Annotated in this window: 21 protein-coding genes; 11 read left to right on the top strand and 10 right to left on the bottom strand. The window is 39.2% G+C overall.

What is annotated here, in order from left to right:
* Positions 1 to 7: 7 nt before the first annotated feature.
* On the bottom strand, positions 8 to 934 hold the full coding sequence (fcl, locus tag ABD769_RS11395; protein WP_344851536.1) for a GDP-L-fucose synthase: 927 nt from the start codon (positions 932 to 934) through the stop codon (positions 8 to 10).
* Between the two features lie 112 nt (positions 935 to 1,046).
* Here fcl and trmB point away from each other — a divergent pair, with 112 nt between their 5' ends.
* The 4 genes from trmB (at position 1,047) to ABD769_RS11375 (ending at position 3,205) form a co-directional block, all read left to right on the top strand.
* Positions 1,047 to 1,697 (top strand): tRNA (guanosine(46)-N7)-methyltransferase TrmB, encoded by a 651-nt coding sequence (trmB, locus tag ABD769_RS11390; protein ID WP_344851535.1) that lies wholly within the window; start codon positions 1,047 to 1,049, stop codon positions 1,695 to 1,697.
* Positions 1,697 to 2,032 (top strand): MGMT family protein, encoded by a 336-nt coding sequence (locus ABD769_RS11385; RefSeq protein ID WP_344851534.1) that lies wholly within the window; start codon positions 1,697 to 1,699, stop codon positions 2,030 to 2,032. The genes trmB and ABD769_RS11385 overlap by 1 nt, the downstream gene beginning before the upstream one ends.
* 60 nt (positions 2,033 to 2,092) lie before the next feature.
* Positions 2,093 to 2,446, top strand: a complete 354-nt coding sequence (locus tag ABD769_RS11380; RefSeq protein WP_344851533.1) for a carboxymuconolactone decarboxylase family protein — start codon at positions 2,093 to 2,095, stop codon at positions 2,444 to 2,446.
* Positions 2,447 to 2,641: 195 nt separating this feature from the next.
* Positions 2,642 to 3,205, top strand: a complete 564-nt coding sequence (locus ABD769_RS11375) for a DNA-3-methyladenine glycosylase I (protein ID WP_344851532.1) — start codon at positions 2,642 to 2,644, stop codon at positions 3,203 to 3,205.
* A 49-nt stretch (positions 3,206 to 3,254) separates the two neighbouring features.
* Here ABD769_RS11375 and ABD769_RS11370 read toward each other — a convergent pair whose 3' ends face one another.
* Positions 3,255 to 3,935: a hypothetical protein gene (locus ABD769_RS11370; protein ID WP_344851531.1), complete on the bottom strand. Its 681-nt coding sequence runs from the start codon at positions 3,933 to 3,935 to the stop codon at positions 3,255 to 3,257.
* A 57-nt stretch (positions 3,936 to 3,992) separates the two neighbouring features.
* Here ABD769_RS11370 and ABD769_RS25005 point away from each other — a divergent pair, with 57 nt between their 5' ends.
* The 4 genes from ABD769_RS25005 (at position 3,993) to ABD769_RS11355 (ending at position 8,967) form a co-directional block, all read left to right on the top strand.
* A complete protein-coding gene (locus tag ABD769_RS25005) occupies positions 3,993 to 4,691 on the top strand; it encodes a CPBP family glutamic-type intramembrane protease (RefSeq protein WP_425568855.1) in 699 nt (232 codons plus the stop codon).
* A 105-nt stretch (positions 4,692 to 4,796) separates the two neighbouring features.
* Entirely contained in the window at positions 4,797 to 7,601 is a 2,805-nt protein-coding gene (gene polA, locus ABD769_RS11365; RefSeq protein ID WP_344851530.1) for a DNA polymerase I, read from the top strand.
* 1 nt (position 7,602) lies between these two features.
* Positions 7,603 to 8,472: a TonB family protein gene (locus tag ABD769_RS11360; protein ID WP_344851529.1), complete on the top strand. Its 870-nt coding sequence runs from the start codon at positions 7,603 to 7,605 to the stop codon at positions 8,470 to 8,472.
* Between the two features lie 156 nt (positions 8,473 to 8,628).
* Complete coding sequence (locus ABD769_RS11355; RefSeq protein WP_113950801.1) at positions 8,629 to 8,967, top strand: hypothetical protein; 339 nt, start codon at positions 8,629 to 8,631, stop codon at positions 8,965 to 8,967.
* A 175-nt stretch (positions 8,968 to 9,142) separates the two neighbouring features.
* Here ABD769_RS11355 and ABD769_RS11350 read toward each other — a convergent pair whose 3' ends face one another.
* Genes ABD769_RS11350 through ABD769_RS11315 form a run of 8 tightly spaced genes read right to left on the bottom strand, consistent with a single transcriptional unit; the run spans position 9,143 to position 18,545 of the window.
* Positions 9,143 to 9,853: a hypothetical protein gene (locus ABD769_RS11350; protein WP_344851528.1), complete on the bottom strand. Its 711-nt coding sequence runs from the start codon at positions 9,851 to 9,853 to the stop codon at positions 9,143 to 9,145.
* A gap of 2 nt (positions 9,854 to 9,855) precedes the next feature.
* Positions 9,856 to 12,084, bottom strand: a complete 2,229-nt coding sequence (locus ABD769_RS11345; RefSeq protein WP_344851527.1) for a peptidase domain-containing ABC transporter — start codon at positions 12,082 to 12,084, stop codon at positions 9,856 to 9,858.
* Positions 12,077 to 12,991, bottom strand: a complete 915-nt coding sequence (locus ABD769_RS11340) for an LLM class flavin-dependent oxidoreductase (protein ID WP_344851526.1) — start codon at positions 12,989 to 12,991, stop codon at positions 12,077 to 12,079. Before ABD769_RS11340 ends, ABD769_RS11345 begins: the two co-directional genes overlap by 8 nt.
* 41 nt (positions 12,992 to 13,032) lie before the next feature.
* The gene (locus tag ABD769_RS11335) at positions 13,033 to 15,414 is read right to left on the bottom strand and encodes a TonB-dependent receptor domain-containing protein (RefSeq protein ID WP_344851525.1); all 2,382 of its coding nucleotides are present in this window, start codon (positions 15,412 to 15,414) and stop codon (positions 13,033 to 13,035) included.
* A gap of 10 nt (positions 15,415 to 15,424) precedes the next feature.
* Complete coding sequence (locus ABD769_RS11330) at positions 15,425 to 16,639, bottom strand: lanthionine synthetase LanC family protein (protein WP_344851524.1); 1,215 nt, start codon at positions 16,637 to 16,639, stop codon at positions 15,425 to 15,427.
* On the bottom strand, positions 16,614 to 17,681 hold the full coding sequence (locus ABD769_RS11325; protein ID WP_344851523.1) for a hypothetical protein: 1,068 nt from the start codon (positions 17,679 to 17,681) through the stop codon (positions 16,614 to 16,616). The genes ABD769_RS11330 and ABD769_RS11325 overlap by 26 nt, the downstream gene beginning before the upstream one ends.
* Complete coding sequence (locus ABD769_RS11320; RefSeq protein WP_025141471.1) at positions 17,678 to 18,370, bottom strand: helix-turn-helix transcriptional regulator; 693 nt, start codon at positions 18,368 to 18,370, stop codon at positions 17,678 to 17,680. Before ABD769_RS11320 ends, ABD769_RS11325 begins: the two co-directional genes overlap by 4 nt.
* Before the next feature lie 16 nt (positions 18,371 to 18,386).
* Positions 18,387 to 18,545, bottom strand: a complete 159-nt coding sequence (locus tag ABD769_RS11315; protein ID WP_344851522.1) for a hypothetical protein — start codon at positions 18,543 to 18,545, stop codon at positions 18,387 to 18,389.
* A 197-nt stretch (positions 18,546 to 18,742) separates the two neighbouring features.
* On the opposite strand from ABD769_RS11315, the gene ABD769_RS11310 reads away from it, so the two are divergent.
* Genes ABD769_RS11310 through ABD769_RS11300 form a run of 3 tightly spaced genes read left to right on the top strand, consistent with a single transcriptional unit; the run spans position 18,743 to position 21,589 of the window.
* Positions 18,743 to 18,877 (top strand): hypothetical protein, encoded by a 135-nt coding sequence (locus tag ABD769_RS11310; protein ID WP_344851521.1) that lies wholly within the window; start codon positions 18,743 to 18,745, stop codon positions 18,875 to 18,877.
* Positions 18,878 to 18,895: 18 nt separating this feature from the next.
* The gene (locus tag ABD769_RS11305; RefSeq protein ID WP_344851520.1) at positions 18,896 to 20,221 is read left to right on the top strand and encodes a paraquat-inducible protein A; all 1,326 of its coding nucleotides are present in this window, start codon (positions 18,896 to 18,898) and stop codon (positions 20,219 to 20,221) included.
* 33 nt (positions 20,222 to 20,254) lie between these two features.
* A complete protein-coding gene (locus ABD769_RS11300) occupies positions 20,255 to 21,589 on the top strand; it encodes a paraquat-inducible protein A (RefSeq protein ID WP_344851519.1) in 1,335 nt (444 codons plus the stop codon).
* Positions 21,590 to 21,613: the final 24 nt, after the last annotated feature.

Here is a 21,613-nt window from a genome sequence, read left to right as displayed (position 1 = left end):
AATTTATTTAGTACCGGCTTTCAAAATCCTGATAAGCCAGTGCAATTCCTTCTCTCAATTCGACTTTATGTTTCCAGCCTAAATTATGCAGTTTGCTCACATCCATTAATTTACGCGGTGTTCCGTCGGGTTTGCCGGCATCGAAGACCAATTCACCTTTAAAACCCAGCACGTCTTTAATGAGTAAAGCCAGGTCTTTAATGGTCAAATCGTGTCCGGTACCAATGTTGATCAGATTAGGCTCATTATAATGTTGCATCAAAAAATAACAGGCATCCGCCAGGTCATCTGCAAACAAAAATTCGCGCATTGGCGAGCCAGATCCCCAAACCACCACCTCTTTTTCGTTGTTTGCTTTTGCCTCATGTACCTTACGGATCAGGGCCGGTAAAACATGCGAATTCTGGGGATGGTAATTATCGTTATAACCATACAGGTTGGTTGGCATTACTGAAATAAAATTACATCCGTACTGATCGCGGTAAGCATCGCACATTTTGATTCCTGCAATTTTTGCAATGGCATAAGGCTCATTGGTGTGCTCTAAAGTTCCGGTTAAAAGGTAATCTTCTTTTAAAGGTTGTGGTGCCATTTTCGGGTAAATACAACTCGAGCCCAGAAACATTAATTTCTTAACGCCAGTTACATAAGCATTATGGATTACGTTATTCTGAATGGCTAAATTTTCATAAAGAAAATCGGCCCTGTAAGTATTGTTTGCCACTATACCACCAACTTTTGCTGCAGCAAGAAACACATATTCAGGCTTTTCTTCAGCAAAGAAACCGGTAACCTCCTGCTGGTTGCGCAAATCAAGTTCATCTGAAGTTCTGGTGATGATATTTTCGTAACCTTCTTTCTGCAGTTTACGGTAAATGGCCGAACCCACCATACCACGATGGCCTGCAATGTATATTTTAGCTTCTTTTTTCACAGTAAATTTTATAGGTTACAAAAATACGATTCCTAAACAAGATTGACATGAATCTTTATGGCAAAAGAAACATGGGTTATTGATTTAATTGTATTTTTGCAGAAAAAAACTTTTGGGTAAAGATAAACTTAGGCGTTTTGCAGAAATCGAAACATTTGCAAACGTATATCAATTAGACGCAGGAAAAGCTTTAAAAGGAAACTGGGCTTCAGCACATTTTAAAAATGAAAACCCTATTGTGCTCGAACTGGCATGTGGAAAGGGCGAATATTCGGTAAACCTGGCCAGGTTATTTCCTGAGAAGAATTTTATCGGCGTTGATTATAAAGGTAACCGCATCTGGCGTGGAGCCAAAACCGCTATTGAAGACGGGATTGATAATGTTGCGTTTTTAAGGATACAGATTGAAAATATCCTTGATTATTTTAATGAAGGAGAAATTGATGAGATCTGGATCACCTTCCCTGATCCGCAGCCACAGGATAGCCGTGAGAAAAAACGCTTAACTTTTCCTGCATTTTTGAACAGGTATAAACTGGTTCTAAAACCTGGTGGCAACGTTAATTTAAAAACAGATAACGATCAGTTATATGCCTATACCTGCGAAAAAGTTTCAGAATTAGGCTTAAAGGTCCATAAAAACACCGATCATTTATATACTTCGGATCTGGTTGACGAAGTGCTGTCGATCAAAACCTATTACGAGAAAAAATACCTATTACACGATAAAAATATTAACTATATTCAGTTTTCTTTTGAATAATGGATACCAATTTTTACGAACAGGTTTATGAGATTGCCCGTTTAATTCCGAAAGGAAGGGTAACATCCTATGGGGCAATTGCCAAAAGTTTAGGCGCGGCAAAATCATCGCGGATGGTTGGGCATGCCATGCTTTATGCCGGCACGGCGCATCCCAGGGTACCTGCTCACCGTGTGGTAAACAGCAGCGGCCTCCTTACCGGAAAATTTCATTTTAAACCACCTGAATTAATGGAAGAACTGTTAAGGCAGGAAGGCGTTGAAGTTAAAAATGATAAGGTGGTTAACTTTAAAAAAGTATTCTGGAACCCGCTGGAAGAAATCAACCTCGATTGAACAAATAATATTAACGCCATTCTCTCACTAAAAAATCATTCATTCAATAATTAATTATACATGGGAAAATTAGTAGAAGAATTTAATGGCTATCGCGAAAAAATGAACGATAGGATTATGGAAACGGCGAATACAAACATCAAACGTTTTTTTGCTTTAGATACCACTTCCTATGCAGATGGCGCCCTGGATATTAAAACGAAAGAAATGCTGGGCCTGGTGGCATCAATGGTTTTGCGTTGCGACGATTGTATTAAATACCATCTGGGTAAATGTTTCGATGCCGGCGTTAACAGCGATGAAATGAATGAAATCTTCATGATCGCCAACCTCGTAGGCGGCAGCATTGTAATTCCGCATTATAGAAGAGCTGTAGAGTATTGGGATGAACTAAGTTCGGAGTTGGGAGTTTAGAGTGCTATTCCAAGAACAAGCACAATACAGTCGTCATTTCGAGCGGAGTGCAACGCAGCCGAGAAATCTATTGTAGATCTCTCCATTTCGCTACGCTTCAGTCGAGATGACGATGCCATTATGTAAATTAGTCCTTATTAACTTATTTCAGCGTCTTATCGAAAAGTAATTAAATAAAATCTCACATAATACCATATGCAAGACTCACTAACCCGCTGTTCCTGGGCCACTTCCGATCCCCTCTACATTAAGTACCACGATGAAGAATGGGGAAAGCCTGTTTACGATGATAAGATTTTATTCGAATTTTTAATCCTCGAAGGTGCGCAGGCGGGTTTGAGCTGGATTACGATCCTTCGCAGGCGCGAAAATTACCGCAAGGCCTTTGCAGGTTTCGATGTAAAAAAGGTGGCTGCTTTTAATGAAAAAGATGTAGAGCGGTTAATGAATGATGAAGGCATTATCCGCAACCGTTTAAAAGTGAATGGAGCGATCAACAACGCCAAACTGTTTATCGAAATCCAGAAAGAATTTGGTAGTTTCTCTAAATACATGTGGAGTTTCGTTCCTGATGGCAAACCGATCCAAAACCGTATTGAAAAGATGAGTGATGTTCCGCCACGCACCGAACTTTCTGACCGCATTAGCAAAGACATGAAAAAACGTGGCTTTAAGTTTTTCGGCACCACCATCTGCTACGCGCACATGCAGGCCACCGGAATGGTTAACGATCACCTGTTAAACTGCTGTGCGAGATAATTTTATACCAAAATGATCCTGCAATCCTAAAATCGATTAAATCCTGGCTTTACTTTTTAGTCGCGTTATACTCCTTTACCCACTCCGTCACATCACGGGTATTAAATTCTGCACCAGCCTCTATTTTGGCTTTTAATAATGGCTGATCGCCCATTTTCTGCAACAGAATATTTTTAACCTCTGGCTTCCTGGCATCCTCGGTGATGGCTTTCATGGGTACTTCCTGCAGCGGACCAGCACCGGGTTTCTCAATAAAATAACGGACAGCAGGTGCTCCTGCAGGCCTTTCCGGAGCCGAACTACGTCCGCCACCAATGCTGATTCCTCCGCCCATGCCCATGCCGCCGTAACCACCGGTTCCGGTTCCGATACCTACTGAAGGCCTGAACCTTACTTTTTTCTCTTTCACCTGGGGCACCAAAGTTCCTCCACCAAACGAATAAAGGTTAACCGTTCCCATTTCAATCACCTTTACAAAACGGTATTCGAAATTACGGCCGTTTGCAAATCCCTTGCTTACAAAGCTGTCGCCATTCCAGAAGAAGTTTTTAACATCCTTTGCCGGTAAAATTACATCTGCTTCATCATTGGCACTGATAAATACCGAAAAATAATCAGTGCCTTTTATGGTTCCGCGAATCACATCATCATTGTTTTTAACGATAAAATCCTGGGCAGAAGTAGTAATGGTTATTGATAAAAATAAAATAAAAAGGTTAAAAATCTTCATAAGTTAGCAATATCGGGATATAACGTAATTATTTAAAAATAATATCCAAAAACAGTAATGATTGAAACGCTCTCTGCATTTTGGCATTTCTTAAAAAAGCCAAAACTTCTAAAACTCAGTAAAGATAAGAAATCTCTTCGGAGAGATATCTTTTGGCTACTCCTACTCGACATAATATTTGCAGGTATTATAATGGGTATTTATTATATCCTGGTACAATTCAAAATTATCGATGAATATGTAGAAAAAATCGATATCCTAAAAAAATTTGGTCTATTAGCAGCACTATTAATCGCCTGTATTCTAGCTCCACTATTAGAAGAATCTTTATTCAGGTGGCATTTAAGAGGAAAATATCTTTCCATATACTTTATATGCTTTACCCTTGCCTTGATAACTGATTATTTCATAAACAGCACTTATCTCAAATTGCCAATTTATATAATTTTCTTTTTTATATCTCTCATTTTGCGCGGATACTTTAAAAGAATGGATATCCGTAGAAAAATTGTTTTCCAACGTCAATCGTTCGGATATATATTTTACTATTCAGCCATAATATTTGGTTTAATCCATTTAACTAACATAAAAGACTTGACCCTTAGCGACCCTGTATTTATTATATTTGTCATCTCACAATTCTTTGATGGACTATCAATGGGATATCTCCGAATTAAATATGGTTTAATCTACTCTATCATATTTCATAGTCTCATTAATTTTATAATGATATTATTGGAGTTCTTTTTCCGTTAAATTGGATGTATATCTCTTGTAAACCTTTAACTTTGGTTAATTTATCACCAATAAGTTCATTTAAACGGCTTATCGGAGTAATCATTAAACCGGTGTAATCATAATATGAAAAAACTCTTTCTCCTAGACGGTATGGCGCTAATGTACAGGGCGCATTTTGCATTAAGTAAAAACCCTCGTTTTACGTCAACAGGCATCAATACATCGGCAGTAATGGGCTTTACCAATACCTTATTAGATGTACTGAAGAAAGAAAAACCGACACATATTGCGGTTGTTTTTGATACCGAGGCACCAACAGAAAGGCATACTTCTTTCGAAGCCTATAAGGCGCACCGCCAGGCCATGCCCGAAGATCTGGCTGCCGCAATGCCTTATGTAATTAAATTAATTACGGGTTTTAATATTCCTGTAATAACTTCTGATGGTTATGAGGCTGATGATATTATTGGTACACTGGCCAAAAAAGCAGAACTAAAAGGTTTTCAGGTTTACTGCATGACGCCGGATAAGGATTTCGCGCAACTGGTTTCTGAAAATATTTTTATCTACAAGCCGGCCCGTATGGGTAACGATATGGAAATATTGGGCGTAAAAGAAGTATTGGCCAAATGGGAAATCGAAAATGTATTACAGGTAATCGATATTTTGGGCTTGTGGGGCGATGCAGTAGATAATATCCCGGGCATTCCGGGGATTGGCGAGAAAACGGCTAAAGCTTTGATCAAACAATACGGTTCGATGGAGAACATTATTGCCAACTCACACGAATTGAAAGGAAAACAGCGCGAGAACGTAGAAAATTTTGCAGAACAAGGGCTGATTTCCAAAAAACTGGCTACCATTTTATTAGATGTGCCTGTAGAACTGGATGAAGCCAGTTTAGAACTTTGCGATCCAAGCCGCGATTTATTAGAACCTTTATTTACCGAATTAGAATTCAGGACTTTAGGCCGAAGGGTATTCGGCGACGAATTTTCGGTTACTACGGCACGTTTTCAGGAAGGTACCCAAACCGACCTTTTCGGCAATCAATCTGGTGAGGCCATACAATATACCAATACGCTTGAAGAAGAACCGGCAGAAAAACTTCCGGCCAAAACCATCGAAAATACAGAACACGATTATCAATTAATAGATACTGTTGAGCAACGTGCCGGTTTAATTAAACGCTTGCTTGCCGAAAAACGCATTTCATTTGATACCGAAACTACAGGCACCGATGCAAATATGGCCGATTTGGTTGGCTTATCATTCTCTATAAAACCAGGCACAGGTTATTACATTCCCGTTCCGGCAGAAAGGGAAGAAGCCCAGGCTATTGTTGATGAATTTAGGGTGGTATTGGAAAACGAAAATATCGAGAAGATTGGTCAGAATACCAAATACGATATTTTAGTGCTGAAATGGTACGGCGTTGAAGTAAAAGGAAAACTGTTCGATACCATGCTGGCCCATTACCTGATTGATCCAGATACCCGCCATGGCATGGATGTATTATCAGAAAATTACCTGGGTTATTCGCCAATTTCGATCACCAAATTAATTGGTGCAAAAGGCAAAAACCAGGGTACCATGCGCGATGTTCCGGTGATAGATGTGGTAGATTATGCCGCAGAAGACGCTGATGTAACTTTACAGCTGGCGCACATTTTCGAGCCCAAATTAAAAGAATTAAATGCAGCCAAACTGGCCGAAGAAATTGAAAATCCTTTGGTTTATGTATTGGCAGATATTGAAAAAGAAGGTGTACGTATTGATATTGAAACCTTAAAGGCTTATTCTAAAGAACTCGAAACTGAGATCATTAAGTTCGAGCAAAATGTGTACGATAAAGCAGGGATTAAGTTTAACCTGGCTTCGCCAAAACAACTGGGAGAGGTGCTGTTTGATAAACTACAGCTCGATCCGAAAGCTAAAAAGACCAAAACCGGTCAGTACCAAACCGGAGAAGACGTTTTAACAGCTTTAGCAAGTAAAAGTGATATTGTACAGGATATTTTAGATTTCCGCCAGTTACAGAAGCTTAAATCAACTTATGTTGATGCTTTGCCCTTAATGGTTAACCCGAAAACCGGCAGGGTGCATACTTCGTATAATCAGGCCGTAGCCGCTACAGGCAGGTTAAGTTCCAATAATCCGAATTTACAAAACATTCCGATCCGTACCGAAAGGGGCAGGGAAGTGCGTAAGGCCTTTATTGCAAGGGATGAAAACCATATCCTTCTATCTGCCGATTATTCGCAGATAGAATTGCGCATTATTGCCGAAATTAGTAAAGAAGAAAATATGCTGGATGCTTTCAGCAAAGGGATTGATATCCATACCGCTACAGCAGCCAAAGTATATGGCGTAAGCATCGAAGAAGTAGATGGAACCCAGCGTAGAAACGCCAAAGCTGTAAACTTCGGGATCATTTACGGTCAATCGGCTTTTGGTTTATCTCAGAACTTAGGTATCCCGCGTAAAGAAGCAGCAGAAATTATCGAACAATATTTTGCGCAATATCCGGGTATTAAACGCTACATGAGCGATACCATGAACTTTGCACGTGAGAACGGATTTGTGGAAACGATAATGGGCAGAAGACGCTATTTAAGAGACATTAACTCTGCCAATCAAACCGTACGTGGTTTTGCAGAACGAAATGCCATTAACGCACCGATTCAGGGTTCAGCAGCCGATATGATCAAGATTGCGATGATCAATATCCATAAAGAAATGAAGGCACAAAACTTACAATCAACCATGACCATGCAGGTGCATGATGAGTTGGTTTTTGATGTGGTACGATCGGAAAAAGAGGTGATGAAAGCCATCATCCAGGATAAAATGGCCAATGCCATAAAATTAACCGTGCCTATTGTGGTAGAAATTGGAGAGGGAGATAACTGGCTGGCTGCACACTAATATGAAAACGCTCTCCATATTTATTTTAGGCTGCTTTATATCCATTGGATGTATGGCCCAGAAAAGCGATACGCTGATTACTTACAATTTTGGAGGTAATTATGATAAAGCCAAATCGGCCGAAACCTATAAAGTTTACAAAAAAGACAGTGTCTGGATCAGAACAACTTTTAATTCGAAACAGGCATTAACCAAATCTGAGACATTTACCGACCGTAAATTAAAAACGTTAAACGGCGAATACCTGGAGTATGAGGATGGAAAAGTTTCGTTGAAGGGTTTTTACCACGATAATAAAAAAACGGGCTTGTGGACAAGCTTCGATGCTGATGGTAAAACAAAGGAAACCAAGGTGTACGATCAGGACAAACTTAATGGCCCTTATACTGCTTATTGGAAAAATGGTGCGCCTAAAACCACGGGAAACTACACTGAGGATAAGAAAACTGGAGAATGGAAAATTAGTTACGAAGATGGTAAACCTGCACTTAGAGAGCTTTATGACAGTAAAAGCAAGGTAACGGACAGCACTTATTTAGATATTGATGGAAAACCGGTAAGCAAAGCCGAAATTACAACAGAGCCCTCATTTCCTGGCGGCATGAAGAAATTTTATATGTTCCTGGCCAAAAGCATCAGGTATCCGGCAGATGCCCGGAACAGCAGGGCGCAGGGAAAGGTTTACTTATCATTTTTAGTATCCGGATCAGGCAAAATAGAAGATATTAAGGTTATTTCGGCACCACACATTAGTTTGGCGGAGGAAGCCATCAAGGTACTGGAACAATCTGCAAACTGGATTCCGGCTACCTTATTCGGTAAAACAATAGCCGTACCCTACAACATCAACATTAATTTTTCCATTAATTAGTTTTTTCAGTTAAATAAAAATATTCGTTATCTTCATTAAAACTTCATATCGATTTATGAATTTTATATCAACAAAATAAACGAGTAAAACAGAAGTTATGAAACCTTGGAGTGTAACGAAGAAGCTTCATAACAATTAAAAACAAATCTAAAAATTATGAAAAAGTTATTGAGTTTAATCGCAATCGCAGCATTTGGTTTAACCACAGCATTTGCTCAAACACCGGCAACAACTCCTGCAAAGGCTAAAACAGTTGCTAAAAAAGAAGTAAAAACTACCACTGCCCCAGTAAAAGCAGGTGTAAAACAAGAGGCCAAAAAAGTAGAAACTAAAACCACTACTACAGCTGCTAAAGTAAAAGCAGATGGCACTCCGGATATGCGTTTTAAAGAAAATAAAGCAAAAGCAGTAACTAAAGTTGCTGGTCCAACAAAGAAAGACGGTACAGCTGATATGCGCTACAAAGCCAATAAAGAAGCTGCAAAAAAGAATTAGGTTCAGGTTTATAATTTGAAAGGGTCTCTAATGAAAATTGGAGGCCCTTTTTTGTTTTAAAAACCGTTGATCCATTTTTTCAACCAGAGCATTACAAAAACTTCTTATTTCTATTTAACCATTTCTTTAATCCAGCTATGGTTATTTCTACCAAATTGATTTGATACTTAACCGCCTACAAGAGCGAACTGAAAGAAAATTTTGTTTTCTCCTGCACTAATTTTCCCCTTACCTGTTTAAGCCTGGGATTAATATTGTATTTGCCGGGATTAGCAATCTGGTAGTAAATAATTACCGAATCGGCAGTATCATCAACCTGCTGGATACTCGCTTGTAAAAACTGCTCTTTGCCTTGTTCATCCAGTTCTATCTTTATCAGATTTCCCGGCTTAAATTTATCTGCCTGAGTTTTGTTTACCCTTAATTCGCCATAAATGGTTTTCTCTTCTTCTGCCGAAATTTCTATCATTGCCTGATTTTTACGAAGAATACTCCCAGCTTTTAAATCGCCTTTAATATTTAATACCCCGGTTATTGGGGCAATTAAAAACTGATATTTTGAGGGAGATCCGATTTCTGACAACTTCGCTATAGTATCTCCTTTCACAACCTTTTTATTCGTTATGGCATAAACCCGGCTGATCTTCGAAAGGTTTTTCACTTCTATATACTGAGGTGCAGGAGATATATTGAGTGTGGTATAAATTGGCGTAAACTGAAGTTTCTTTTGAAATAACTGATAAATCAGCAGGCTGCCTGATATCACGATAACGATGATATAGATGTTCCATTGTTTGAGCCATTTAGGCAAACTACTTAAAATATGATCAACTTCTTCTGAATAATCATTTGCAGCAGGTTCGGCAATTGGTTGGTTAACTGGCATGGTTAGGCTGTTTTAAATTGAATTAGATTTTGATTAATTTCATCCATTGATAACTGATTTTTAACCAGATCAAAGTAGAACCCGTTTTTCCGGATCAGTTCTTCATGTGTACCAATTTCTTCTACACGGCCCTCATTTAGTAAAACAATCTGATCTGCCGATTTAATGGTACTAAGCCGGTGTGCAATTACAACAACTGTTTTTTCGTTAAAGAAACGGTCTAAATTAGAAACGATCTCTTTTTCATTTTTACTGTCTAGCGCGCTTGTAGCCTCATCAAAAAACAGTACCTGAGGAGCCTTGTAGATTGCCCGTGCAATTAATAACCGTTGTTTTTGGCCGGTACTTAAACCAACACCTTCCTGACCGATTTTTGTTGATAAACCCAGCGGTAAAGAATTTACCAAACCTTCAATATTGGCCACCCTAAGTGCATTCCGCAGCTTGTCGTGTTCTACATATTCAACCCCAACAGCAATATTTTTTTCAATCGTATCCGAAAATATAAACCCCTCCTGAAGTACTGAACCACAGATATGTCTCCAAAATTCATCAGAAATAGAGGCTAATCTTTTTTCGTTCACCAATATCTCGCCAACCGTTGGTTTATAAAAATTTAACAGCAGTTTCATCAGGGTGGTTTTACCACTGCCACTCGAGCCTACAATTGCCGTTACTTTATTGCGTGGAATGGTAAGGGAAATATTGTTTAAAATAATCTGATCGGGCGCCCCGGAATAGCAAAATGTAAGATTTTGCAGTTTAATTTCAACCCCATCTGTAGTGTCTGGTATTTCTACATTGTAATGGTTGTTTTCTTCTTCCTTGCCATGTATTTCTGCAATCCGTTCCAAACTCAGTTTAGCATCCTGAAAAGATTGTACAAATGATACAAGCTGCGTAATAGGCGAATTTAACTGGCCAATAATATAACTGATGGACAAAAGCATACCCAGCGTGAGTTCTCCTTTAATTACAAGCTGTGCTGCAATAACCGTAATAATAATATTTTTGAGCTCGTTAATAAAAAGTGAACCGATATTCTGCACCTGATCAAGTGCTAAACTCTGGATATTTGTCCTGAACAGTTTCGTCTGGAATTTTTCCCATTGCCACCTTTTTTCCCGTTCTGCATTGTTTAATTTAATTTCCTGTATGCCATTTATCAGTTCTATGGTTTTACTCTGGTTTGCGCTCAGCTGGTTAAACCTTTTATAATCGAGATCTCCACGTTTTTTGATAAAACAATAAATCCATATAAAATTTAAGGAACTGCCAAACATAAAGATTAAGAAAATCGACAGGTTATAATTTACCAATACAATACTGAAAAGGAAAAGGTTAAAAAATGAAATTAAGGTACTAATGGAGTTGGACGTAAGTGTTTGTTCTATTCTTTTATGGTCGTTAATTCTTTGCAAAAGGTCACCTGTCATTTTCACATCGAAAAATGATAGAGGCAATTTCATCAGCTTTACAAAGAAATTAGAAAGCATGGAAATGTTAAAACGCGCACCGATATGTACCAGGATCCAGCTGCGCAGTATCTCTACGCTTATTTTGCCTAAAAACAAGAACAACTGAGCAGCCAGGATCATATAAATGATGTTTACATTTTTGTTTTTGATTCCATTATCAACTATAGATTGTGTGAGGTAAGGAAAGGCAAGCTGTAAGGCGCCTCCAATTACCAGCCCGGCCAGCAGGTGTACGCCATAGCTCCTGTATTTTTTCAAAAAAGGCAAAAGGAAACCTATTCCTTTATATATCCCGTTTTCCTCATCTTCTTGAGCATAAAAGGCTGGTGTAGGTTCCAGAATCAGTACAAAGCCAATATCTCCGCCGGATGCCCAACCTTTTAAAAAATCTTTTATGCTGTACACCAATAATCCCCTTGCCGGATCTGATATATAAGCTTTTGTTTTGGTAATCTTATAAAGCACATTAAAGTGGTTCTGGTTCCAGTGTAAAACACAAGGCAGGTCTACCTCGTTTTGGAGCATTTCCAGGTTTACTTTTGCACCAAAACTATTGTAACCCAGTTTTTCGGATGCACGGAGCAGCCCGAGCATGGTACTGCCGGCCCGTGTAGTTTTACTGAGGTTCCTTAAACTTTGCAGGTTGAAGAATTTACCATAAAATTTGCTCACAATCCTCAGGCAGGTTGGACCACAATCCATATGATCTAGCTGCGTAAAATGCGGGAATTTTTTTAAACTTGGGTTAATCATGGCTTTTGAGTATTGGAATCCGGTCACTAATTAAATTGCTTAATGTTGATAGTGTTTCCAGCCGCCTGCTGTTATCCGTATCTAGGTCTTTGAAAATAAATTCACTGATGCCGGTTTCTTCATAGAGGGCTTCCAGACGATCAGAAAAATAAGCAGGCGATCCGACTATGAAATTGCTCAGCGGGTCATATGCTGTTTTATAGGTATCGTAAAAGCGTTTTTCGGCCCTTTGGCTATCCGCATCACAAATCCCTGCAAATGCCAGGTTAAGTGGTGGCGGGGCCTTATGCCGGGCCTCAAATAATTCCATGTGACTAAATAATAAATCTGCATTTTTACCAGCCGGATCGGTTGTGTGGAACAAAGACCTTGAAAAACCTATTCCCATTTCGCGTGCAAAAGGTAATTGATTATACGAAGCCCCTAAAAGCCACATTTCGGGTAAATCTCCATGTACGGGGGCTATAGATTGTGCTTCTCCTTTCAGAAAATCATAGGTTAATCTAACATTATCGTTAAAGGTTTTATAAATTTCATCGGTTACATCAGAGCGGTTTAATAAATATCCCGCAGCTGTTAAGTTTGGCTTGCCATTTGCAAAGCCCAAATCTATCCGGCCCGGAAAAAGTGTAGCTAAAAGCTTAAAATCGCAGGCCACGCGATATGGTGAGTGAACAGCAGATAATGTGCCTGCAATGCCAATCTTAATGCGATCGGTATAACAGGCTAGTGTTGGAATCAACATTTCGGGGCTGTTCCATGCCAGACTTAAAGGATGATGTTCGGTTAGCCAGAAACGGCTAAAACCAGCTGCATCAGCAATTTGAGCATATTCCAAAACATTTTCCAATATTTCAGCCCCTGAATGTCCATCAATGGCGCCAAACTCCAGAATTCCGATTTTCATATCTACAGTTAAAAGTGAATAATAATTTACTGCCTGTGCTATTAGTTTTTAATCCGGCCCTGTTCCTCGCCCGAAGATTTTCTCTTGGTAGAGGCCCCCTTAACTGTGCTTTTACCAAATTTGTAGCTATAGCTTAAATTCGCCCTCGTGCCTTCCCACCTGTAGTTCGAAGCCAGGTTTAGTGTACCCAGGTTGGCCGTTATAGAAGACCTGTTTGTATTGAATAAGTCGAAAATGCTCAGCTTAAACGTAGATCTTTTGTCTGACAGGCTTTTGGCTATGCCCAGATTAAAATACAGGTTGGGCTTTACCCGGTAAATACCATAGGCATTGTTGTAAAAATAAATCATGTCCAGTTCGGCTGTTATGCTTTTTGGCAGCGTGAAAGATGAAGTACTGTTAAGCTGCAGCGCCGAGCCTTTCGATCTGATCTGGCCCATGGTATAATCGGTATAGTAGAAGTTGGCGTAGTTACTAATCTCCCATATCTTAAGCACTTTTACCGGAATGTTAGCCCCGATATAGTAGCCATAAAATTGATCAAAGTTTTGATAGATTTCTTTTACCAGTTTGGTATCGGCTTCCTGCACGGCAATTTTTTCAAATTCATCCTTTGTATGCTGGAAACCTGCCGATATATTAAACTGCTGGAGCAGGGTATAATTTAGTTCGAATGAATTGGTAAAACTTGGTCTCAAAAACGGATTACCCTGACTTGCCGTGTATTGATCGGTGTAATAGGTAAACGGGTTCAGATCTTTATAGCCTGGTCTCCCAATCCGCCTGCTATAAGAAATACCGAGCTGATTGTTCTGGTTAAAATCATAAGTAATATAGGCACTTGGAAAAAGCTTGAAATAATTAAGCCTGAAAACTGAATCAAGCGTTTTCGAATCACCGTCTGATCGTGTTTGCTCGCCCCTTAAACCCAATTGCAATGATAGTTTTTTACCTAATTTGGTATTCAGGTTTACATAACCCGATACTATGGTTTCATCGTAGTTAAAAACATTGCTTCTTTTTACATCATTTTCCCAATTGCCATCAATCTGTTGGTTAAACCGGGTCATGTTATCAGTGGTTACGCGGCTTACCTTTGCACCTGTTTCCAGATTAAGCTTTTTTAAGAGCACACGTTCATAGTCAAGCTTTGCCGAAGCAATCTTAATCATGGTTTTATTGATGTTGAGGGTATTTGGCTGCGAAAGCTGATTGTTTGCATTATTGGAAGTGTAATTAATATCCCCGTCATTTTCATAATTAGAAAGATCGGCATCAAAAGATAGGTTTTCATCTTTACTCAGTGCCAGTTTATAATTTAAACTATAGGTGAGGCTGTTCCAATCGGTCAGGTTGGCACTAAAAAGATTAAGCTGGTTAATGGCGCCACTTTCACTTAACGAAGTTAAACTGTTGTTTGCGAGGTCATTACTCGCTCTGTTACCAATAAAACCAAAACCTAATGTATTTTTTTCATTTGGAAAAAAATCTACAGATAGTTTGGCAAGGCCAGAGTTAATGGTTTTAATGCTGGAGCTGTTTTGCGAAAAACTGGTTCCCGATAAGGTTCTGTTAAGTTCTCCGGATGTAGGGCTTTTATCATGATTGTAGCCAATATTGCCCGAAACTGCAAACATTTTTTGCCTGTAGTTAAGTAAACCACTGCTATTGTATTTTCCATTTCTGCCGTAGCCCCCGCCGGCTGTAAGGTTGCCGTTAACACCTATTTTCTTATCTTTTTTAGAAATTACATTAATTATCCCACCAACGCCCTGTGCATCATATTTGGCAGATGGATTACTGATGATTTCTATTTTATCGATATTATCGCCCTGCAGACTCTTTAAATATTGTGCTACCTGATCTCCTGATAAATATATCTGCTTATTGTCTACCAAAACCAGAACACTTTTACCACGCAGTTTGATCGCGTCTGATTGATCAACAAAAACCCCGGGTGCCCTTTTAAGCAAATCCAAAGCCGAACTTCCGGCCGTCATGGGGCTTTGCGAAACATTAAAAATCAGTTTGTCGATTTTTTGCTCTATTAATGCCTTTTTCCCCTTAATGTTTACCTCGGCCAGCATTTTGGTGTCGGCCAGGAGTATAATATCAGGTGCCGTAACTGTTTCAGGAATAGCAGAAATATTAATCGAAACGGCAGCGCCCGAATACCCCATTGATGATCCCGATAATTTATAGGCACCTTTACCTTGCTTTAAATTAAAGAGGTAGTTTCCCTGTTCATCGGATATTGCGAAATTGACCGCTTTGCCCAAACTATCAATTAATGATATGGTAGCGAAAATTACCGGTTCTTTTTTGGCATCCAAAACCTTTCCTTTGATCTGGATATCTGTTTGTGCACTTACGGTGGTGGTTATGGCAACAATTAGTGCGAGTAATAAGATTAACTTTTTCATTTGGTAGATTTTAAAGTAAAAAAATAGATTTCCAGGGATCGATATTGCTTTTATAACTGTTAAGCACTAAAGCGGTTCCAATTAATCCTTCCAGAAGTGATGCATGTTCTGGTTTTTCGATAGCATCGTTGATATCTTTCGATCTGTATTTTGTAGCGATGATCTTATTTGTCCTGTCGATCCAGAACTCATAATGATTGAGGTAATTTTCGTCGTTTGATAATTGATACAATGATTTATATAATTGAGCAATACCGGCGCTTCCGTGGCAAAAAAACGGATCGTTAACAAAATCCAGCTGCTTAAAGGTATCTTTCATCGATAAATGACCAATCTGACCGGCAACTTTATGGTATTGGTTATTTTCTGAAAACTGCCCTATCCTGTATAAAAAGATACAAATCGCCAGATCGCCATAACACCAGGCCACGGGGATTTTGTTAAAGCATTTTACCCCGTCGGTTCGTATAATTGACGGAAATAAAGACCTGATTACTGCATCATCGCCGGTTCGCAGCTCAAGATTTTTAATCATATAATCTGCAAGCAATTCGGCTTTTTTTCTCAACCAATGGAGCGCCGGATCTTTGTCTGCCAAATTCAAAAAAACCAATCCTAAAGCCAGGTTTCCATGGGCAAGACCTAAGTTAATGTGGTTATTTTCGCCGGGTTCTTTATGGTAGAAGGCATTTCTAAACCTTAGCCCTTCTTCGTCAAGGATTTCATTTTCAAAAATTCTTTTTAATAATGTTTCTATATGTTGTTTTATAAAGGGACTAAAATTTCTTTCGGCAAAATAGTGCAGGTACCCAGTAGCACCATAAAGGAAATCGGTATTGTTAAGTTTAACATCGGCAATTGCCTTATTAGCGATGGCCAGATCAAACTGATGCAATTCATCTTCTACATCTATCTCAATAAAACCCTGTTTTTCCAGGTAATTAACCAATAAAGAAAAGCCTGCATAGCCATTGGCAAGAGAGTAATCGCCAAAAGCAGGCGTGGAGCCATTTATTTTTTCAAACAGCCCGTAGAGTAAAGTTTCAGCTTCTTCTCTTGCATCATCACCAGTAAGCCTGCTACTTTCAAATAAATATAGAATATAACCCAACTGACCAGAAAAAAGCGAATTGTTCAGGGTTTTAACACCGTTAAAAATCAGCTTTTCAACAATCTCTGAAGAACTGGAGTTCATATAATCAAAAGATTTCTCTGGTGTAGTCATTGTATTGGCTTTTTTGGTTAACGAATGCATAACAGGTGGCTATCATCATGATTTCCTGAAAGCTTAATTCTTTTTGGGCGTAAATAATTCTGGAGAGATTGGCTTCTAACCTCGACATCCAGAGATCCGAAGCTTCCAAAAAATTAATGTCGTCCGTAAAATCGTACAGCAGTTTATAGCCATAATACGGCCCCAGTGCGCCCGAATAAAAATCAACGCCATCAATATTATCCTCAAACAAATCGGGTAATATTAAGGTATGCAGTCCAAGCAAAAGCCCGGTCTTATACAGAGGCTTGTTGTTTTTTAAAACCGAGTACACGATGGTAACTATTGCTTTCTGGATATCACCTTCACACCAGGTAAGTAATCCCTTTAACGTAGGGTATTCCAGGTTTCTACCTAAAAAGAGGTACTTCTGATCCTCATGGTTTACTTCCTGCCAAAATGAAAACATGGCGTTAAAGCAGGTATCAATGGTATCAATAAGCTCTGTTTCTTCGAGTTCGTCTGATTTATTTAAATATATTCCGATCAGGGTATCGGTTAATTTCGACAACAGATATTGAGGGTTCTCGGTAAGTGTGTATGCCCTTTTATCAACATAATTTCTTACACCGCTAACAAACCTGCTTTTAAGGCATAGTATTTCGCTGCTGTTTACCGATTTCAGGTAGAACAACATTCCCGATGCACCATGGGCAAAATCAAAAATATTACTGCTTATAGCTATATTGGCACTTTCTGCAATGTAAGTGTTGAGTTCGGGCAATAAATACTCGTCTTCAAAAATGCGTTTCTCAATTTCTGGCTCTATGATAAAGAGTACATTTACCGCACCTAAAAAAGGTTCTATAAATATCTTTTTATCAAAAGATTCTGCGCCCCTTAAAAGTGCCTTGTCTTCAGCTTTCACCGGACTACCCTCTATTACAGCCAATAAAAATCGCACCACACTATAGCGCACAGTATTTTCATACGGTTTGCCCTTCCCATCAATCTGGCGTAGCAGAAACTTTAGTATGTCCGATGGTTCGATCATGCCGATTTAATTATAGTTGTACGGTACCACAGCGCAAGCGATAACAATTGGTTTTTGCCCCTTAAGCTTAATTTGCAGGTAATACTGGCTTTGTGGTTATTTACAGTTGCGGGACTGATGTAAAGTTTTTCGGCAATGTTTTTAGTAGACAAGGAAGTAGATAGTGCAATAAAAATCTCCATCTCCCTTTTGGTCAGTTCTTTTATCTTGTTGAAATAAGAGATAAAAAGTAAGTTTTCTTTAACCAACGAGTTTTTGGTCTGGAGTAATCTTTTTACATGGTTCGATTGATAATCCAGTCCGTAAGCAACTTCCATAATGCAGTAGTACAAATCACTCATACTCTCGTGGTTAGAAAGCAATCCCTTCACCAGGTTATTCTTCCCTTCACTGTAATACCTTAATATTTCTACATCATTGCTTAATAAGATAACTTTAAAATCTGATCTTATTTTTTTTAAGGCATCCATCGTCTGAAAAATAGTGCTGTCGAGCAGGCTCGAACTAATGATCAGGATGGAAGAAGTGTTTGCACACAAAAAGTTAATGGTTTCTTTTTCCGAACCTGCAATACCTATATTTTCGAAATTTCTTTTTCCCAGGTATTCAAATAATGCTTCGCACAAAATATTGTTTTCTGATGCGATACAAATAGGTCCAATGCTTTTAAAGTTGAGATGTTTTTCCATAGGTAGATGAATTATCTTATTTGTTCATTGGAGGCAGGTTGGTAACGGTAATCGTAAGCGTGGTATCCATGGTATCAAAATTTCCACCTCCACCGTTTAGCGATTTCATTTCATCATTGTTCAGGTATTCAATGATTCTCTTTTTTAATTTGATTGTGTTTTTAGCGTTCTTCATGGGATTTGTTTTTTTGTTTAATCTAATGTGAGAAGTTGCTCAGAAATAAAAAAAAGATATACACCAACTGTGCTGGAAAAATGTCCAACTATCGAAATTTAAGGACGACCTGAAAAATGATTTAGGATATTGAAGCTTTGGTAAGCGCAGAGTTATCATGATCCATTAAACAAAAGTAGGGGATATACGGCGCATCAGTGATCAAAGTTATCAGCCTGATTTTTCCGCACTTAGCCGTACCGGCACAATTTTATCGCGCTTTTAAAACCTTTTTACGTGTTGATGGTTTTATCTGGCAATACCAGACCAAATATTGCCGTCAATTGGCATAACCACTTAAATTAACCGGCTTGGAAACACAAGAAAAACATACAAAGGAGCGGAAGTCTTTTCTTCCTAAATTGCTGCTTATACTTGCCCTTGCACTGCTGCTTGGAGCAGAAGGATACTTTGGATTTAGGCTACATCAACTTTCTGATCAGCAGGAGCAGATTAAGAAAGATTATTCGGGCATCAACAACATTACTTACGGGCTGTTTTCGGTACAGCAGTGGAAAGATAATGTATCAAAAATTGTGCATCACCAGGTAGGTAACCTGAAGATGACCAAAAAGCAGAAAAAGGTATTGCAAACCGAAGTTGAACAGGTATTGCTGGCTCTGATTAATAAGGCAGAAGCCCTCGTAAATAAACCGAAAAAAACCTTAAGCGGGAAGATACAGAAATTCGCCATTAAGAATTTTGTGAACTCTGATAGCATAAAAGCTCAGGTACCTGGTTTTGCCAAAAAGATCATTGCCGAGGTAGATAACCCAAAAAACAAAAAGCAATTGAGTAAAATGGCCATTGGTGAATTTAATGAAATTGCCAATGAAGAGAAAAAAGATAGCGCGTTTGTTGCAAATGCAGCCGCGATTAAAACGATGTACCAGAAATATCAGGTATCTTCTACTGACGTGCTGAACAAAAAATTAGTAGCCTCGCTTGCTGAAATCCGCACAAAAACCTACGGCTATTCTTTTGGTATGCTGGCTTGTGTAGTGGTGGTGCTTGGCTTTTGGTGGGGGCTTCGTAAACGTAGAGATTTGCATGTTACGCTTTTTGTAATGTCGCTGTTTTTTGCCTTTATCCTCCTAGCCGTAGGCCTTACGGCCTCTATGATTGAGGTAGATGCACGGATCCGTTCACTCGATTTTGTGTTATTGGGCGAACATGTGATGTTTAAAGATCAGGTACTGTTTTTTCAGAGCAAGAGCATTATGGATGTAGTTCGGGTACTGATCAGTCAGCCCGGGATCGATTCGATACTCGTTGGGGTACTGATATTGGTTTTTAGCATCCTTTTTCCTGTGGTAAAGCTCAGCTCAACGGGCATCCATCTTTTGGGTAATAAACGTTTGGCTGAAAACGGAGTGATTAAATATTTTGCTTTCCAGTCGGGTAAGTGGAGTATGGCCGATGTGATTGTAATTGCCATCCTGATGGCCTATATCGGGCTAAACGGACTGCTCGAAGGACAACTTCAGGCACTGAATATTAAAAACGATTCACTCACCATTTTAACCACCAACAATACAGCCCTGCAGCCGGGATATATCATATTTATCAGTTTTGTACTTTATGGCCTTATCTTATCCACTATATTAAAGTTCATTACGCCACATGATGCCCACTAAACCATTTTTATTTCAGCTGTTTGATTAATTATTATGGCAACAACAATAAATACCACTCCAGATACTCCGGTAAGGAAAAACAGGGTAGCTCCTATATTGCTTATCGCTGCCCTCAGCATCCTTTTGCTGGGAGAAGCCTATTTTGGCTACCGCTTCCATCAGCTATCTGTAGAGCAGAAGCATATCAAAGAAGATTACAGCCTGTCAAACAACATTACTTTTGGTATATTTTCGGTTGACAGGTGGGGAGAGAAAATTTCGGCCGTTGTTGATCGCAGGGTGAAAGGTTTTAACCTCACAGCGAAACAAAAAACAGAAATGCGGAAAGAGGTGGAGAAAGAACTGCACGGCCTGGTAAACAAAGCAGTAGCTGAAGTAACCAAACCGCAGAAAAGCCTTGGAGGAAAGCTTAAAAAATTAGCCTTTAAAAGTTTTGTAGATGTAGGTGAACTTCATGCGCAGGTACCTTCTTTCGCTAAAACGATTGTTGCAAAAATTACGAGCCCTACCAGTTTAAAAAGATTAAAAGGGATTGCAGCCAGTAAAGTGGACGAACTTGAAGCACAAACCTACGATAGTACAGATACAACCATTACTACTGTTGAACAAAACATTTATCATAAATACCATGTAACGAATGCCAATGCTTTTGACCGTTTAGTGAATACAAGATTGGCAGAAATAAAAAAAGCCAGCTTTCAGTATGCACTTGGAATGCTTGGCTGCGTGGCCATTGCACTGATATTGTGGTTATTTTTGAGGAAAAAAGTACAGCTGCATGTGCCATTATTTATCATGTCGCTGTTGTTTGCCGTTATCCTGCTTGCCGTAGGAGTTACCTCTCCGATTATAGAAGTTGATGCAAGGATTCAGTCTCTGGAGTTTGCACTGCTTGGAGATAAAATTGCCTTTACCAACCAGGTACTTTTCTTTCAGAGCAAGAGCATATTGGGGATTATCGGAACGCTCATTGAACAACCGAAGCCTGATGCCGTTTTGGTTGGGGCACTGCTGCTGATTTTTGTGGTAATTCTTCCACTCCTAAGAATTATAGCCAGAGGTGTTCATGTATCCTGCGGCCATCTTTTTGGCAGCCAAAAAGTGTTGCGGTTTCTGGCGTTTGACCTTGGGAAATGGGATATGGCTGATGTAATGGTGGTTGGTGTTGCGATGACTTATATTGGTCTTAACGGAATCCTAAAGAGTCAGCTTTCCGGACTGAACATGCAAAATGACACCCTAAAAACGGTTACAGCAAATAATTCTGCCCTGCAACTTGGCTTTTTCATATTTGTAGCTTATGTGATCTACACGATAGTGCTCTCGTCGATACTGAAGCGTATCGATGAACAAAACGGACCTTGTTAATGATTGAATAGATTTTGAAGAAAG

The sequence above is a fragment of the Pedobacter jeongneungensis genome, assembly GCF_039538295.1.
Lineage (GTDB): Bacteria > Bacteroidota > Bacteroidia > Sphingobacteriales > Sphingobacteriaceae > Pedobacter > Pedobacter jeongneungensis.
Note: the sequence above shows the minus strand (reverse complement) of the source record. Positions and strands in the feature narration are given on the sequence as shown.

Bases quoted from the DNA above. Each gene is read 5' to 3' on its own strand.
- ABD769_RS11385 (WP_344851534.1), top strand. From the start codon at position 1,697: ATGGATACCAATTTTTACGAACAGGTTTATGAGATTGCCCGTTTAATT.
- ABD769_RS11380 (WP_344851533.1), top strand. From the start codon at position 2,093: ATGGGAAAATTAGTAGAAGAATTTAATGGCTATCGCGAAAAAATGAAC.
- ABD769_RS11375 (WP_344851532.1), top strand. From the start codon at position 2,642: ATGCAAGACTCACTAACCCGCTGTTCCTGGGCCACTTCCGATCCCCTC.
- ABD769_RS11370 (WP_344851531.1), bottom strand. From the start codon at position 3,935: ATGAAGATTTTTAACCTTTTTATTTTATTTTTATCAATAACCATTACT.
- ABD769_RS25005 (WP_425568855.1), top strand. From the start codon at position 3,993: ATGATTGAAACGCTCTCTGCATTTTGGCATTTCTTAAAAAAGCCAAAA.
- polA (WP_344851530.1), top strand. From the start codon at position 4,797: ATGAAAAAACTCTTTCTCCTAGACGGTATGGCGCTAATGTACAGGGCG.
- ABD769_RS11360 (WP_344851529.1), top strand. From the start codon at position 7,603: ATGAAAACGCTCTCCATATTTATTTTAGGCTGCTTTATATCCATTGGA.
- ABD769_RS11355 (WP_113950801.1), top strand. From the start codon at position 8,629: ATGAAAAAGTTATTGAGTTTAATCGCAATCGCAGCATTTGGTTTAACC.
- ABD769_RS11350 (WP_344851528.1), bottom strand. From the start codon at position 9,853: ATGCCAGTTAACCAACCAATTGCCGAACCTGCTGCAAATGATTATTCA.
- ABD769_RS11345 (WP_344851527.1), bottom strand. From the start codon at position 12,084: ATGATTAACCCAAGTTTAAAAAAATTCCCGCATTTTACGCAGCTAGAT.
- ABD769_RS11340 (WP_344851526.1), bottom strand. From the start codon at position 12,991: ATGAAAATCGGAATTCTGGAGTTTGGCGCCATTGATGGACATTCAGGG.
- ABD769_RS11335 (WP_344851525.1), bottom strand. From the start codon at position 15,414: ATGAAAAAGTTAATCTTATTACTCGCACTAATTGTTGCCATAACCACC.
- ABD769_RS11330 (WP_344851524.1), bottom strand. From the start codon at position 16,639: ATGACTACACCAGAGAAATCTTTTGATTATATGAACTCCAGTTCTTCA.
- ABD769_RS11325 (WP_344851523.1), bottom strand. From the start codon at position 17,681: ATGATCGAACCATCGGACATACTAAAGTTTCTGCTACGCCAGATTGAT.
- ABD769_RS11320 (WP_025141471.1), bottom strand. From the start codon at position 18,370: ATGGAAAAACATCTCAACTTTAAAAGCATTGGACCTATTTGTATCGCA.
- ABD769_RS11315 (WP_344851522.1), bottom strand. From the start codon at position 18,545: ATGAAGAACGCTAAAAACACAATCAAATTAAAAAAGAGAATCATTGAA.
- ABD769_RS11300 (WP_344851519.1), top strand. From the start codon at position 20,255: ATGGCAACAACAATAAATACCACTCCAGATACTCCGGTAAGGAAAAAC.